This window comes from Brevibacterium sp. UCMA 11754 (assembly GCF_021532275.1).
In the GTDB taxonomy this organism is placed as follows: Bacteria; Actinomycetota; Actinomycetes; order Actinomycetales; family Brevibacteriaceae; genus Brevibacterium.
In genome coordinates this window covers 240,540-254,261 of record NZ_JACBOT010000029.1, presented here as the reverse complement: position 1 = coordinate 254,261, position 13,722 = coordinate 240,540, and the positions used below count along the sequence as shown (strand labels likewise).

Sequence of the window (13,722 nt, the reverse complement as noted above, 5' to 3'; positions counted from 1 at the left end):
CGCATGAACGCAACAGTTGGTCCGCGGGTCGATTTCCGCTCAGACACCGTGACCAAACCCAGCGCCGGAATGCGCAAGGCCATGGCCGACGCCGAGGTGGGCGATGCGGTCTACGACGAAGATCCGACGACCAACCGGCTCGAGGCCATGACCGCCGAAATCCTCGGCAAGGAAGCGGGACTGTTCTTCCCATCGGCCACGCAGGCCAACCTCGCCGGGATCATGGCCCACTGCGGACGCGGCGATGAGTACATCGTCGGCCAGACCGCGCACGCCTACCGCGACGAAGGTGGGGGAGCAGCGGTCCTGGGATCGATCCAACCGCAGCCATTGCCCAACGAACCCGACGGCATCATCGAATTGGATGCAATCACCTCGGCGATCAAGCCCGATGACTTCCACAATCCGATCACCCGGCTGCTGACGGTGGAGAACACCTTCAACGGTCGCCTTCTGCCCGAGGACTACGTGAAGGATGCGACCGAGCTGGCGCGCAGCCACGGCTTGTCGACCCACCTCGACGGGGCGCGAATGATGAACGCGGCCGTGGCCGCGGACAGCGGACCTTCATCCGTCGCGGGTGACTTCGACTCGGCCACTCTGTGTCTGTCGAAGGGCCTCGGCGCACCCGTCGGTGCTGTCTTCGCCGGTCCCAGAGACCTTGTTCATCGAGCCAAGCGCATCCGCAAGCTGCTCGGCGGCGGAATGCGCCAGACCGGGGTGCTCGCTGCAGCCGGGATCTATGCGCTCGAGAACAACGTGCACCGTCTGCGTGAGGACCACGACCGTGCGACCCGCCTGGCAGAAGTCTTCGCAGACTTCCCGGAGCTCGGCGCCGGTGAGGCGCGCACGAATATGGTCTTCCTGAGCCCGGAGGGTGTTGACATGCCCGTCTTCGCAGCATTCCTGGCCGAACGTGGCATCGCCACCGGCGGTGGACACGGGAAGCTGCGCTGGGTGACGCATCTCGACATCGACGATGAAGCGATCGAGCGAGTCAGACGGGCGTGCAAGGAGTACTTCGGGCGGTAGTCTCTTCGTCCGCTCAGCCGTTCCGCGGCCGGGCAAAGGTGCGGCGGCTGATGACGATGGTGACCGTGAGCCCGAGTGCCACGAGACCGGTCATCGCGAACAGCAACGTCCACTGATCATTGTCGCCGAGAGTGCCTCCGATCGATGTGCCCAGGGCACTGCCGGCGAACAGGCACCCTGCGAACAGTGCCACGACGGTCCCGCGTGCCCGGGGGAGGACCGCAGTGGCCCAGGTCTGCAGCGACGAGTGTTGAAACGACCAGGTCGTTCCGAGAAGCAGGGCTGCGATGATGACCGTGACCGTCGACAGGTGGATGGTGAGGACGGCGAATCCGATCACAGTGGCCGAACCGCCGATGACCATGAGCCGTGGCATGCTCAACCGGCGGCTGAGGGTCTTGACCATGCGGGTGGTGATGATGACGCCGACGCCGTAGGCCGCGGTGGCCAGGCCGGCGACGGCCGCGCCGATGCCCTGTGACTGCAGAGCTGGGGCGAGCAGGGTCAGGACGCCGAGAACCACGGCACCTTCGACGAAGGCCAGACCGATGACGACGAGAACCCAACGGTGGGTCAGGGCGGCCCGAAGCGTTGAGATGACTCCGCCGGTCGCCTCACGTGCCGGTTCCGGGAGGCCACGTAGTCCGATGGCACTGGCGATCGCGAGAACCGCAGGAATGGCGAAGACGATTCGCCAGTCGGCGAAGTGGGCCAGAACTCCGGCCAAGGCTGTGGCGCTGGCGGTTCCGACGGCGATCGCAGCCATGAGATCGGTCAGTGCCGGCTGCCGATGCGCCTCGGCGACGGTGTCTCCGACATAGGTCATCGAAGTGGGGACGATGGCTCCGTAGAACGCACCGGAGAGGGCACGCGCAATCACGAGGATCGTGAGATTCGGGGCGAAGGTCGCCACCGCTCCCGCCACGGCCGCGGCCACGAGAGTCGCCTTCATCAGCCGGACGCGCCCGATGCGATCTGAGAGGACGCCCCACACGGGCTGACTGATGCCGTACGCCAGGAAATAGGCGCTGGCGATCGTTAGAGCCTCGGTGAGGGTCGCTCCCAGATCGGCCGCGACGAGAACGATCAGGGGACTGATCGCGAAACGGTCGAAGCTGCTGACGAACGCGGCTAAGGAGACGGGCACCGGAGGCCGCGTCGGGCCTGGTGGGACAGCGACAGTACTCACGCTGGACTACTGTACTCCGAGCGGGGCAGACGTCTGACGGCGATCTCCGCTGCCAGGCCCGCGCCAACCGGGAGAGCCGTGGAGCAATTGTGGTTCACAACGACCTCGGGCCGCTAGGTCGAATTGGACCCTGAGGTCAGGAGGTCATTGGCCGAATCGACATTCTGAGCCTACAGAAGGGGCTCGGTTCAGAAAGACAGAATCGCCTTCAGGCAAGTAGCTGGGCTATCGCTCAGTGATCCAGGCACCGCGTTCACTACTGAAGCTGAAAAGCCCCTCGCTGATGAGGATGTACTGGCCGTCTTCGCCGTTATCTTCGAAGCAGACATCCCCCTCGGCGGTTCCGCCTGGCGCGATCTCACCGCTGTTCAGCGAGTCACCACCCGAGATGCTTTGGTCTTTGATGTCTCCCGACGGATACTGCAATTTCCAGTCGAAGACGTTGTAGCTGACTTCAGAGTCTCCGTCGTTTTTGAGAACGACTTTCGAACACACGAGATTGCCGAACGTATCGTTCTTGGGCGTGACCTCGGAGGCGGTGATCTTCACTCCTCGTATGGCCAGCTCTTCGCCTGCTTTGCCCACTACGTCGTCTTCAGTTTGACCGGGGAACGCGTCGAGTTCCGACTCCTCTTGCTGAGCTTTTGCGCTATCTCCATCGGCGACGGGGGCGGAAGTGGTTGTGGAGTCCTCCGAACCCAGTGAGCCGATGAAGGCGCCGGTCGCGATGCTCGACGTCAGAGCAAGAAGAATGGCGAGGGCCGATGCGATGAGGCCGAAGATGGTCATGACCTTGTTGGTCGCGACTCGTTTTGAAACACGAACTAGACCGATGATACCGAAAATTACACCCAGGAGGCCCAAAGGTATTGAAGTGAACAAAGAGACGAATGGTATGAATCCCATGAGGAGCGCGATGATGCCGAGGACCAGCGCAGTGACGCCAAATCCGTTCTTCGGTTGGGGTTGCAGCTGGACAGGGTATGGCTGGTAGTACGTCAAGAGATTTTCCTTCAAGCTCGGAAGCTCCGACCCGGAGTCATATCTAGATCATAGATGTAGTACCTGCGGTGGTCTGACCATATTCAGCCACGGTTCGATAACTTTCGTATCGACTGTGGGAGTTTCGTTTCCTGAGACTTGTATCCCGACATGAGGCAGGATCGGCCATACTCACCTGAGCAGACGACGCCCGGACGAACGACGCCAGTGCCGTCGTCGACGAACACACGTGAAGGAGCCTCACCCCGCCTATGTCCGCCGACACGACACCGCAGACCAAGGGCGCCACCACCTCGGCGCCGGCATCATTGACCGGACGGCTGCGGCTGATCGGACCGGGCATCGTCCTGGCCCTGGCCAGCGTCGGAGCCTCGGACATGATCACAACGATGAACTCGGGTGCCGAGTACGGGCTCGCGCTCATCTGGGTCTTCACCGTCGGCATCCTCCTCAAATTCGTCCTCTCCGAGGCGGTCTCCCGCCTGCAGATGAGCGGGGACCGATCGCTGCTGTCCCACCTGACCTCATTCGGCGGGCGTCTCTTCCCAGCCCTGTTCCTCATCGCCGAGCTGCTCGTCGGTCTCTTCTTCGGCGCGGGCGTCATCGCTGTGACGACGAACATCCTGCAGGCGCTCTTTCCCGTTCTGCCGTTCTGGCCGACCGCGGTCGTCGTGCTGCTTTCGGCCGCGATCCTCGTCGGCATCGGACGCTACGGTCTGGTGGAGAAAGCGATGATCGGCTTCGGCATCATCATGTTCTTCGGAATCGTTGCGCTGGCGATCTCAGTGCTCCAGGGTCAGGAAGCTCAGGCGGTGGCTGTGGAGACCATGGCCCCGACCTTCCCGAACGGGTCGATCATCACCGTCATGTCACTCATCGGCGGGGTCGGCGGAGCCACCGGAATACTGGCCTACTCATACTGGATCCGCGAGAAGTCCTGGCGCGACGCCGAATGGAAACCCGTCGTGCGCATCGACCTGTTCATCAGCTACGCACTGGTGTTCGTCTTCGCCGTGGCGATGAGTGCCGTTGGTGCCTTCATCCTCTATGGCCAGGGCTTCACGATCGCTGATAACGACTCATTGTTCGCCATCGCCGACAGCCTGGTCTCACGCATCGGCGAAGTAGGACGAATCGTCTTCCTCATCAGCTTCCTCGCCGTCGTCTACACCAGCGTGCTCGGCGGATTCTCCGGCATCGCCTACGTCACTGCCGACTGCATACGGGTGCTGCGACGCTACCCGCACCAGGACAAGCTCGAACACGAGATGTCGGCGAAGTCCGTCGAATTCCGCGCAGCAATCGTCTACCTCTCCATCGCGACTCTGGTCATCATGGGCCTGGGCAAACCGGTCACCCTGGTCCTCATCTACGCCGCGATCAGCGCCTTCATCCTGCCCGTGCTCGCGATCGCGCTCCTCGTCATCCTCAACCGTTCATCGGTGCCGGCGGCGCTGCGGAACAAGGAGGTGTCGAATGTGCTGCTGACGATCTGCTTCCTGCTGTTCGGCTTCCTCGCCGTCCTCCAGGTCAAGGAGTCGGTGATGGGGCTACTGGGCTGAGGCGAGGCTGGGAAACCCAACCCGACAATTGGCGGGTGAAGGATCGGTAATCGCGTTGTCGTGGCGGTAGCGGCACCGAGTCGGAGTCTGCATACTTAGAGACATGACACGACGACGGTCACGATTCGACGCGGAACTTGCCGCGAGTCTGTCCGTCGTCGGTGGGGTCTTCCCGCCGACCATCACCCCGTCTCTCATCGATTTCATGCGCATCTCCTATGCGTCCGAGCCTCTCGCGGAGACTCTCAAGGGGCGCAGTGTCGAACATTCAGAACATCAGGTGATCGGACACCATGGCGAGGCGATCACCGTGTCGGTCTTCAGGCGCGCGGGTGACACGGGGCGCCGCCCCACGATCGTCTACGCCCATTCCGGTGGACTGATGTTCGGTGACCGCTTCAGCGCACTCGGACTCAACCTCGACTGGGTCGAGCGCATCGGGGCCATCCTCATCAGTCCCGAATACCGCCTCGCCCCCGAATTCCAGGATCCCTACGCCCGTGAGGACATGTACGCCAGCCTGGAGTGGACGGCTGATAATGCCGAGCGTCTCGGGGTCGACCTCGACCGACTCATCGTCGCCGGCGCCAGTGCCGGTGGGGGACTGGCCGCAGGGATGGCGCTCGCCGCCCGCGACCGCGGGGGTCCGAAGCTGCGCGGTCAGCTGCTCATCTACCCGATGCTCGATGATCGCGGGATCACCGCCTCGACCAACCAATTCGACGGCATCGGTGTCTGGGACCGGGTGAGCAACGAGACCGGCTGGCAGGCGATGCTCGGCGATGACTATCGCACAAAAGCCGTCTTGCCCTACATCGCGCCATCACGCGCCCACGATCTCTCCGACCTGCCGCCGGCCTACATTGACGTCGGTTCGGCAGAGATCTTCCGCGACGAAGCCGTTGCCTACGCCTCGGCGCTGTGGAACGACGGCAGTGAGGCGGAGCTGCACGTCTGGCCCGGAGGCTTCCACGCCTTCGACATCTTCGCCGCCCATACACACCTTGCGCAAGGAATGATCAGTACCCGAATGGCCTGGATCGAGAAGGTCCTGGCCGACTGACCGAAAGGCACAACCATGTCCCAGAACCGAGCTGTCAATGATGCCGTTGCTCGTGTGGCCTCAGAGAAGGTCGAGAGCGGCGGGGTCCCCGGCGTCGTCGCCGGAGTCACCACCGACAAGGAGACGATCAGTCTCACCTCCGCAGGAGTCCGCTCGCTTAACGATCCGCAGCCGATGACCACCGATTCGGTGTTCATGATCTTCTCCACGACTAAGGCGCTGACCGGCACGGTGGCTCTGCAGCTGGTGGAGTCGGGCGACCTCGACCTCGACGCACCGGCCCGCGAATATGCCCCCGGCCTGGCCGATGTGCAGGTCATCGAGGGCTTCGACGTCGATGGCTCCCCGATTCTGCGGGCTCCGGCAAGCGAACCGACGACCAAGCAGCTGCTGCTGCACACGGCGGGATTCGGCTACGACTTCTTCAACGAGAAGTATGAGCGCCTTGCCCGTGAGCAGGGCCAGCCGAGCATCGTCAGCAGCACCAAGCAGGCCCTGCAGACGCCGCTGCTCTTCGACCCAGGCACCCAATGGGAGTACGGATCGAACATGGACTGGGTCGGTCAGGTCATCGAAGGCATCACCGGAACCACCCTGGGTCAGGCGATGCAGACTCGGGTCCTCGACCCGCTGGGGATGAAGGACAGCAGCTTCCGGACATCGGCGTCGATGCGGCAGCGGCAGGCGACGATGCACCAGCGCACCGACGGTCAGCTGGCCGCCACCGACTTCATGCTGCCCGAGCCGGAGGTGGAGATGGGAGGTCACGGCCTCTTCTCGACCGTCGACGACTACCTCACGTTCATCAGGATGTGGCTCAATGACGGTCAGGCAGACGATGGCACCGTCGTTCTACGCCCCGAAACGGTGGACCTGGCCACCAAGAACCACCTCGCCGATCTCAAGGTGAAGATGCTGCCCGGTGTCATCCCGAGTCTGTCCAACGATGCGGAGTTCTTCCCCGGCATGCCGAAGTCGTGGGGGTACACGTTCATGATCAACGAGGAGGACGCGCCGACCGGGCGTCCGGCAGGAGCCGTAGCCTGGGCGGGACTTGCCAACCTCTTCTACTGGATCGATCGGGAGAACAACATCGGCGGCTACTGGGCGACGCAGATCTTCCCCTTCGCGGACCCAGCATCGGTCGGGGGCTACCTCGAGATGGAGACAGCGGTCTACGATGCTCTGAAGGGCTGATTCGCATCGCGGTGCGAATCGACTCCGCGATGAGACGAACACCCGCAAGGAGGCGATGACGTGCAGGAACTGTTGGGTCGCATAGCCAACCTGGACCCCCAGGCGAGTCTTGGCCTGCGCGTCATCGCCTGCTTCGACGAACTCATGGTCGGCGAGGTCAATTCCCGTGCCCTCGCCGCGGCCGCCGCGGCCCTTGCCGGCTGCCCGGCAGGGTTTCGCAACGGCGACAGGAGCAGACAGCTGCGCATCGATCCGTCAGGGAGCCCGGGCGCGGGTGCCCGCCCCGCCGAGGTGAGCGCACTGGTCCTGCCGGATGCCTCCGAGGTCTGGCTCGAGAGAGGGGGGCAAGCCCTGCCGAACGACGACCTCATCCTCGAACGGTTCGGCCTGGCCATCGGGGTGAGGTTCGGATTCGAACGACAGCAGCTGGAGACTCCGCGGGACGTGGCGCTCGCATTGGACACCACCGCGCCCACCGAGGAGCGGGTTGCCGCGGCGGTTCGGCTCGGACTCGTGGCCGGACACGGGTACCGGGTGCTCGTCGCTCCGTTGTTTGCCGTCTTCGACAGACGTCCCGCCGGTCCCACCGATGTCGTCGCCAGCGAGTACGGCGCCCTGCAGGTCCTCATCGTCGCCGACCAAGCTGAGAACATCGCCGTGACACCGGCTGGCCTTGGCCCCGTCGGCTTGATCGGCGACCTGCCCCGTTCGCTGCGCGCCGCCGTGGTGGCACTGCGTCTCAGCCGTCCTCCCGAGGAGGGCCTCGTGCGCGCGGAGAATTTCGGCGGCCTCGTCGAACTGCTCGCCGAATCGCCCGACGCTGTCGACCCCGATGCCGCCCGCATCGACGAGATCATGGAAGCACCCTGGGCGGAGTCGACGGTGCGTGTTGTCCTCGAGGCACCGACGATCAGGCAGGCGGCCAGAGACCTCGGTCTCCATCACAGCACCGTGCAGGGCAGAGTCGAGCAGCTCGCTCGCTGCCTCGGCTACGACCCGCTCACCGGGTACAACAGAACCCGGTTGGGCATCAGCGTGCTCAGGTGGCGGCTGCGCAACTCCCACGTCCTCGAACTTCCCGGGCCTGTGGGCTGAAGGCTGGCACTACTCCCTCCCGGAGCTGATCCACGTCGGATTGTTGACGATGTTACGGCTGCCCTCGACCAATGACCGGATGGAATCGAGCTGAGTCATGTCATCGGCGTCGAGACGCAGATCCACGGCCCCAAGGTTCTCCAGCGCACGCTCGGGTTTGCGCGAGCCGGGAATCGGAACGGCGGAGACTCCCATCTGGGCGGCGCGGTGGAGGAGCCAGGCCAGTGCGACCTGAGCGTTGGTGGCGTCGTGACGTCGAGCCACCTCGGCGACGATCTCGACGATCTTCTGATTGGCATCCCACGCCTCGCCCATGCGGGAAGTGCCGCCGCGGAAGTCGCCGGCGACCTGCTCCTTGGTCAGCGTGCCGGTGAGGAAGCCGCGGCCCAGGGGGCTGTAGGGCACGAAGCCGACCCCGAGCTCGGCACAGGCAGGAACGACACGGTCCTCGACGTCGCGAGACCATAGGCTCCACTCGGACTGGAGAGCGGCGATCGGGTGGACCGCGTGCGCTCGCCGCAGCTCCTCGGAGGTGACCTCCGAGAGGCCGATGTGGCGGATTTTGCCCGCCTCGACCAGCTCGGCCATGGCGCCGACGGTCTCCTCGATCGGAACATCGGGATCCGGGCGATGGTGGTAGTAGAGATCGATCGTGTCCACGCCGAGGCGGGCCAACGAAGCATCGCAGGCTGAGCGAGCATATTCCGGGCGTCCATCGGTGCGTTTGGCCGGGGCATCCGTCCCGTCCCTGGGAGCGGTGATTCCGAACTTCGTGGCCAACTGGACCTCGTCGCGGCGCTTGGCCAAGAACGGTGCGAGCATCTCTTCGTTCGTTCCGGCCGGTCCGGAAGCGCCGTCGCGAGGTTTGCCGTAGACATCAGAGGTGTCGAGGAAGGTGATACCAGCGTCGACAGCGGTGCTCAGGGTTTCCCGTGCCGCTTCATCGGTGGTGCCGCCGTAGACGTGGGACAAGGCCATGCAGCCGAAGCCGATGGGGGAGACGGTGAGGTCGCCGAGGTGTGTGGTGGTCATGATGGATCTCCTACTGAGGCGGTTGTACGTGATGGGATAGTGGCCGTTGTTGAGTCGTCGCCGGCTGTGCCTGCGTATTTGGCGATCTTGTAGTCCGTGGTGGTCAGGGCCAGCTCCAGTTCGTGGATCTGGGTGAGAATGTGTTCTCGTTGGTCGACCATGATCTGAAGACGCTGCGGTGTCGTTGCCTCCCCGGCTCGGACCAGTTCAACATAGCGCTTGAGCTGGCTGATGCCCATGCCGGAGGTGCGCATGCGCACGAGGAAGTCCAGGCGTTCGACGGTCGCCGAATCGTAGACCCTGTGCCCGGAATGGGATCGGGCCACTTCAAGCAGGCCGGCCCGCTCGTAGTAGCGGGCGGTGTGCGCCGTGATGCCGAGGACTTCGCTGACCTCGGAGATCGAGAGAACCCTGTCGGGATCGACCGACAGAGCCTGCCTCAGATCTGAAGGGCGTGAGACGTCTGCCGTGTGCTGGGTCATGGAAACAAACCTACGACTGTGAGTGCACTCTAAGTCAAGGGGTTTGGGAGAAACTCATCGCTAGCCTCAGGTGGCGGTGCCTGAGTTGGCTTTTCCTTGATTGTCCTCGCTAGTGGCTGGATACTTGACCCTATGTCCGCGTCGCAGCAGTCCCTCCGTGCCGTTGTCTTTCTTGGGTTGAGTGTCGATGGCCGCATTGCGCGGCCGGACGGGGACTTGGAGTGGCTGACCAGCCGCGGCGAGGCCGCCGGAGATGCGGGCTTCACGCCGTTCGTTGAGTCGGTTGACGCGGTGATGATGGGCCGGAAGACGTACGAGGCGATCGCTTCCATCCAGGAGTGGCCCTACCTCGGTCGCCCGATCCACGTCATCAGTACGACCCTCGACGCAGATGCCGACCCTCGCATCATCGTGCACCGCTCACCCGAGGTGGCCATCGACGCAGCGGAGCTAAGCGGCTGCAAGCGCGTCTACGTCGACGGTGGGGCGACCGTCCGGTGGTTCCTTGCCGCCAAGCTTGTCGACGAGCTCACGCTCTCCCAAGTACCTGTGCTCATCGGCGATGGGCCATCACTGTTCGGATCACTTGGCGGAGATGTGGATCTCGAGCACGTGCGCACCACAGTCCTCGACGGCGGGATGGTCCAGACGACCTACCGGGTCGTGGACGGGCCAACGCCTCACACGTCCGAGTAGATCACGTTGATCGAGAGGTCACTCCCGGAGTGGGGAGAGACTCTAGTTGCGATGCAAGGGACTACGAGTGGGAGTCTTGTGGCACCACGTTGCTTCTGGCGATGTAAAGGCAGATCTCGTTCACACCAATCAGAAAGACGCCTGATGCCAGCAGGACGGCGCCAGCTACGGTCACCCCGGTCAAGAGAAGGATGATTCCCGCAACCAGGAGCGGGTAGCTCAAGCCGGTGAGCAGGACTGAACGACGAGCAGATTCACTCACTCTCACTGATCACCGACCTCGATTGTGTGCTTGGCGGCGAGTGCGTGCTCTCTCAATCTTTATCCAATCCGAGCGGAAAATTCTGCTCACAGTCCTGACCGCGAATCCGCAGGAACTCTGATCGGACTCGATTCAGGTCAGCCTACTATTTTCTATGTTCCTTACACTCACTGAAATGCGCGGCTCTTCCACCGCCCGTGCCGTCGTTCGAAAGCAAACCTCTCCGCCCTCAGATGCCTGACTCGATTCACGACGTCCGGGGCGTAGCTATAGGCCGCATCCGTATCAACAATCCCCTCGAGCACGACGGTGTACTTATCGAGTGGCAGTTCTATGTGCCGACACAGCGCATCGCGAGCAGCTGACGTGTGCTCTGTCTTCTCCAGGTCGAGGATCATGCGGTCATGCGCGGAGAGTTCGTTCACGGTGCCAGGGACCATACGGGCCAGTGTCGCATATTGACCATAAGGCCGACGCGGACGAGCGATCCAGGCTCGAAGATCGCCGAGGTGGTGAACCCTAGGACCCGGCACCACGTCTGCCGGAATCGTCTGCCGAGAGCAGATAGCTGAGCACGTCGGTGACCGTGACCACCGCATGGCTGCCATCAGATCGCTCGACCAGTGCCAGCTGTGTTCCTGCATCCTTCATTGCTCCGAAGGCGCGGCCGACGGTCATGGTTGCTGGCAGGACTTCGACCGGGCGGGTCACCTCGGTGATGGTGTCTCCTCCGGCGAGGCCGAGGACATCGCGGACATGGACCACGTGAGTCGGTGGCTGCTCAGACACGGTGTGCACGAGGATGCGTCGGTGGCGATCGCGCTGTGCGGCGTCTCGTACCTGAGCCACTGTCGCATCCGGTCCGACAGCAGTCGGATTCCCGCGCTTCGCCACCAGTTCGCCGAGGCTGAGCTGAGTCAGCTCGAGAGCGCCGAGCAGTGCATCCGAGGACTCCCGTTCGATGGTTCCCGCCTGCGCCGAATGGCGCAGCAGCTCTCGCAGATCGTCCGAGGTGTGGCCCTGATCGACCTCGTCGACGGGTTCGACGCCGACGAGTCGCAGGCAGGCGTTGGCCGCGTTGTTGAGCACGTGGAGCAGGGGCCGGGTGAGGAACATGAACGCCCGCATCGGCAGCGCGAGTAGGATCGCGGAGCGCTCCGGGTGCGCCACAGCCCACGATTTCGGGGCCATCTCACCGACGACGAGATGGAGGAACGTGACGATGATGAGGGCGAGGACGAATCCCGTGAGGTCGGCGATCCACAGCGGAAGACCCAGAGCCTCGGCGACCGGCGTGATCCAATGATGAACCGCAGGCTTCGTGATCGCACCCAGCGCCAGGGTGCACGCCGTGATGCCCAGCTGGGAACCGGCGAGGAGGACGGAGAGCTCGGTGGAGCTGCGCAGCGCCGCTCTGGCCGAGCGGCTGTCGGCCGCCGCATCTTCCAGCCGGTGGCGTTTGGCGGCGATGAGAGCGAATTCCACGGCGACGAAGAACGCGCTGAGGCCGATGAAGAGGACAGTGAGGGCGACAATGACCCAGGGGTTGCTCATCGCTGAACCTCGATTCCGATCCGCAGCTGGGAGGGCACGTGGGAGGCCACCTCGAGGACGTCGACGGTGAGCTTGACCGGACTCGGGGCTTGTGTGCCGGCGAGCTCGGCAGGATCGATAGGCAAGGTGATCTCGATCCGGTCACCGACCTCGGGGAAGCCCTTGGCCTCTTCGATGACAAGGCCTGAAAGCGTCTGCGCCGAGGTGGCGGGCAGGTCGCGTTCGAGCGCGCGGGAGAGCTCGTCGAGGGGCATCGCCCCCGGAGCCGTCCAGGTGCCGTCATCATCTGCGACGATCTCCTCGATCGCCTCATCGTGTTCGTCGACGATGTCACCGACGAGTTCCTCGCCGAGGTCCTCGACCGTGACGATGCCGGAGAACCCTCCGTACTCATCGACGACGCAGCCCATCTGGGCCCGGTTCTCAGTCAAGGTGCGCACGGCGTCGGGCAGGGGCAGGGACTCGGGAACGAAGACCGGCGATTTGAGCAAGGGACGCAGATCGTCTCCGTCAGCGGCGGAGAGGACGTCGAGGAGATCGATCGTGCCCACCACTTCCTCGGCGTCGTTGAGTACCGGGTACCGGGAATGACCGGTCTGCATGAGAGTTCGCACCTGATGAAGCGGCGTGTCCTCGCGGATGACGTCGACCCGTGAGCGGGGCACGGTGGCGTGGTCGACGCTCTGTTGTGGGAAGTCGAGGATGCGGTCGAGGATAAGGGAATCTTCGTCGACGAGATCCCCACTCTGTCGTGAGTCCGCGACGATATGTTTGAGATCGCGACGGGTCGCGGAGTGGTCGACATCGTGGACAGGTTCGATCCCGAGGACCTTGAGCAGGGCGTTCGAAGCCTTGTCGAAGATCGTGATGAGCCAACCGAATACGGCGAGATAGATCGCAGTCGATCGCGCAAGCCAGATAGCCAGGGGCTCAGGCCGGGCGATCGCGAGGTTCTTCGGAAACAGTTCACCGAAGACCATCTGGATGATCGTCGCCACCACCAGGGCGAGCACAGTGCCGATGACGACTCCGGTGCCGGTGGGGATCGCGGTCCCGCCGAGGGCCTCACCGACGGCAGTGCCGATGAGGGGTTCGGCGACATAGCCGACCAGCAGTCCGGTGACGGTGATACCCAGCTGAGCACCGGAGAGCATAAACGAGGTGCGGCGAGTGATCGATTGAGCGCGCTCGGCGGCTTTGTCACCGGCGGCCGACCGGGCAGCCAGGCGAGAACGGTCGACGGCCATATAGGCGAATTCCTGGGCCACGAAGTAGCCGGTGGCCACTGTGATGAGCAGGACGACGAGCAGGCCGATGAGAAGCGAGAGAAGCCAGGTCAACGGAGTTCACCTGCCCGCGCGAGATGTTGCTGAGGTCTGATACTGCCAATGATGTCCCAGCCGGGACTTCGATAGTCGTCCATGTTCCTTCCGGAAGTCTGCATGTAGGCGGCTGACTACGATTATCCAGATGAAAGCTGGCAGCGCGCTGTGGGTGGGTGCTGCGACGAGGTGACGACTCTCGCCACGCTTCTATGACCACTGAACACTTGTGGT

Annotated in this window: 13 protein-coding genes; 6 read left to right on the top strand and 7 right to left on the bottom strand. The window is 63.6% G+C overall.

Going from position 1 to position 13,722, the window contains the following annotated elements; all coding sequences use genetic code 11:
- The first annotated feature begins 3 nt into the window (after positions 1–3).
- Positions 4–1,032 carry a low-specificity L-threonine aldolase gene (gene ltaE, locus HX613_RS16805; RefSeq protein WP_235346371.1) on the top strand — a complete coding sequence of 343 codons (1,029 nt, stop codon included), beginning with the start codon at positions 4–6 and terminating at the stop codon, positions 1,030–1,032.
- Between the two features lie 13 nt (positions 1,033–1,045).
- Here ltaE and HX613_RS16800 read toward each other — a convergent pair whose 3' ends face one another.
- Both HX613_RS16800 and HX613_RS16795 read right to left on the bottom strand, forming a co-directional pair.
- Positions 1,046–2,221, bottom strand: a complete 1,176-nt coding sequence (locus tag HX613_RS16800; protein ID WP_235346370.1) for an MFS transporter — start codon at positions 2,219–2,221, stop codon at positions 1,046–1,048.
- Between the two features lie 225 nt (positions 2,222–2,446).
- On the bottom strand, positions 2,447–3,223 hold the full coding sequence (locus HX613_RS16795; RefSeq protein ID WP_235346369.1) for a DUF4190 domain-containing protein: 777 nt from the start codon (positions 3,221–3,223) through the stop codon (positions 2,447–2,449).
- A gap of 251 nt (positions 3,224–3,474) precedes the next feature.
- Between HX613_RS16795 and HX613_RS16790 the strand changes: the two genes are divergently transcribed.
- The 4 genes from HX613_RS16790 to HX613_RS16775 all read left to right on the top strand — a co-directional run bounded on the left by HX613_RS16790 (position 3,475) and on the right by HX613_RS16775 (position 8,140).
- A complete protein-coding gene (locus HX613_RS16790) occupies positions 3,475–4,785 on the top strand; it encodes an Nramp family divalent metal transporter (RefSeq protein ID WP_235346368.1) in 1,311 nt (436 codons plus the stop codon).
- Between the two features lie 103 nt (positions 4,786–4,888).
- On the top strand, positions 4,889–5,848 hold the full coding sequence (locus tag HX613_RS16785) for an alpha/beta hydrolase (protein WP_235346367.1): 960 nt from the start codon (positions 4,889–4,891) through the stop codon (positions 5,846–5,848).
- A gap of 15 nt (positions 5,849–5,863) precedes the next feature.
- Complete coding sequence (locus HX613_RS16780) at positions 5,864–7,045, top strand: serine hydrolase domain-containing protein (RefSeq protein WP_235346366.1); 1,182 nt, start codon at positions 5,864–5,866, stop codon at positions 7,043–7,045.
- Between the two features lie 60 nt (positions 7,046–7,105).
- Positions 7,106–8,140: a helix-turn-helix domain-containing protein gene (locus HX613_RS16775; protein ID WP_235346365.1), complete on the top strand. Its 1,035-nt coding sequence runs from the start codon at positions 7,106–7,108 to the stop codon at positions 8,138–8,140.
- A 9-nt stretch (positions 8,141–8,149) separates the two neighbouring features.
- Here the strand turns inward: HX613_RS16775 and HX613_RS16770 are convergent, their stop codons facing one another.
- Complete coding sequence (locus HX613_RS16770) at positions 8,150–9,172, bottom strand: aldo/keto reductase (RefSeq protein ID WP_125240317.1); 1,023 nt, start codon at positions 9,170–9,172, stop codon at positions 8,150–8,152.
- Positions 9,169–9,654, bottom strand: a complete 486-nt coding sequence (locus HX613_RS16765; RefSeq protein WP_235346364.1) for a MerR family transcriptional regulator — start codon at positions 9,652–9,654, stop codon at positions 9,169–9,171. The genes HX613_RS16770 and HX613_RS16765 overlap by 4 nt, the downstream gene beginning before the upstream one ends.
- A gap of 132 nt (positions 9,655–9,786) precedes the next feature.
- On the opposite strand from HX613_RS16765, the gene HX613_RS16760 reads away from it, so the two are divergent.
- Positions 9,787–10,350, top strand: coding sequence for a dihydrofolate reductase family protein (locus HX613_RS16760; RefSeq protein WP_235346363.1), 564 nt, complete (start codon positions 9,787–9,789; stop codon positions 10,348–10,350).
- A 429-nt stretch (positions 10,351–10,779) separates the two neighbouring features.
- Here HX613_RS16760 and HX613_RS16755 read toward each other — a convergent pair whose 3' ends face one another.
- From HX613_RS16755 to HX613_RS16745, 3 genes are all read right to left on the bottom strand, one after another.
- On the bottom strand, positions 10,780–11,052 hold the full coding sequence (locus tag HX613_RS16755) for a DUF3263 domain-containing protein (RefSeq protein ID WP_009882183.1): 273 nt from the start codon (positions 11,050–11,052) through the stop codon (positions 10,780–10,782).
- Positions 11,053–11,131: 79 nt separating this feature from the next.
- Positions 11,132–12,166: a CNNM domain-containing protein gene (locus tag HX613_RS16750; protein ID WP_235346362.1), complete on the bottom strand. Its 1,035-nt coding sequence runs from the start codon at positions 12,164–12,166 to the stop codon at positions 11,132–11,134.
- On the bottom strand, positions 12,163–13,506 hold the full coding sequence (locus HX613_RS16745) for a hemolysin family protein (RefSeq protein WP_235346361.1): 1,344 nt from the start codon (positions 13,504–13,506) through the stop codon (positions 12,163–12,165). Before HX613_RS16745 ends, HX613_RS16750 begins: the two co-directional genes overlap by 4 nt.
- Between the last annotated feature and the right edge of the window lie 216 nt (positions 13,507–13,722).

What these genes read in the sequence shown, in the direction of transcription:
- HX613_RS16770 (WP_125240317.1), bottom strand. Translation starts at nt 9,172, where the DNA reads ATGACCACCACACACCTCGGCGACCTCACCGTCTCCCCCATCGGCTTC.
- HX613_RS16780 (WP_235346366.1), top strand. Translation starts at nt 5,864, where the DNA reads ATGTCCCAGAACCGAGCTGTCAATGATGCCGTTGCTCGTGTGGCCTCA.
- HX613_RS16760 (WP_235346363.1), top strand. Translation starts at nt 9,787, where the DNA reads ATGTCCGCGTCGCAGCAGTCCCTCCGTGCCGTTGTCTTTCTTGGGTTG.
- HX613_RS16790 (WP_235346368.1), top strand. Translation starts at nt 3,475, where the DNA reads ATGTCCGCCGACACGACACCGCAGACCAAGGGCGCCACCACCTCGGCG.
- HX613_RS16750 (WP_235346362.1), bottom strand. Translation starts at nt 12,166, where the DNA reads ATGAGCAACCCCTGGGTCATTGTCGCCCTCACTGTCCTCTTCATCGGC.
- HX613_RS16755 (WP_009882183.1), bottom strand. Translation starts at nt 11,052, where the DNA reads ATGGTCCCTGGCACCGTGAACGAACTCTCCGCGCATGACCGCATGATC.
- HX613_RS16785 (WP_235346367.1), top strand. Translation starts at nt 4,889, where the DNA reads ATGACACGACGACGGTCACGATTCGACGCGGAACTTGCCGCGAGTCTG.
- HX613_RS16765 (WP_235346364.1), bottom strand. Translation starts at nt 9,654, where the DNA reads ATGACCCAGCACACGGCAGACGTCTCACGCCCTTCAGATCTGAGGCAG.
- ltaE (WP_235346371.1), top strand. Translation starts at nt 4, where the DNA reads ATGAACGCAACAGTTGGTCCGCGGGTCGATTTCCGCTCAGACACCGTG.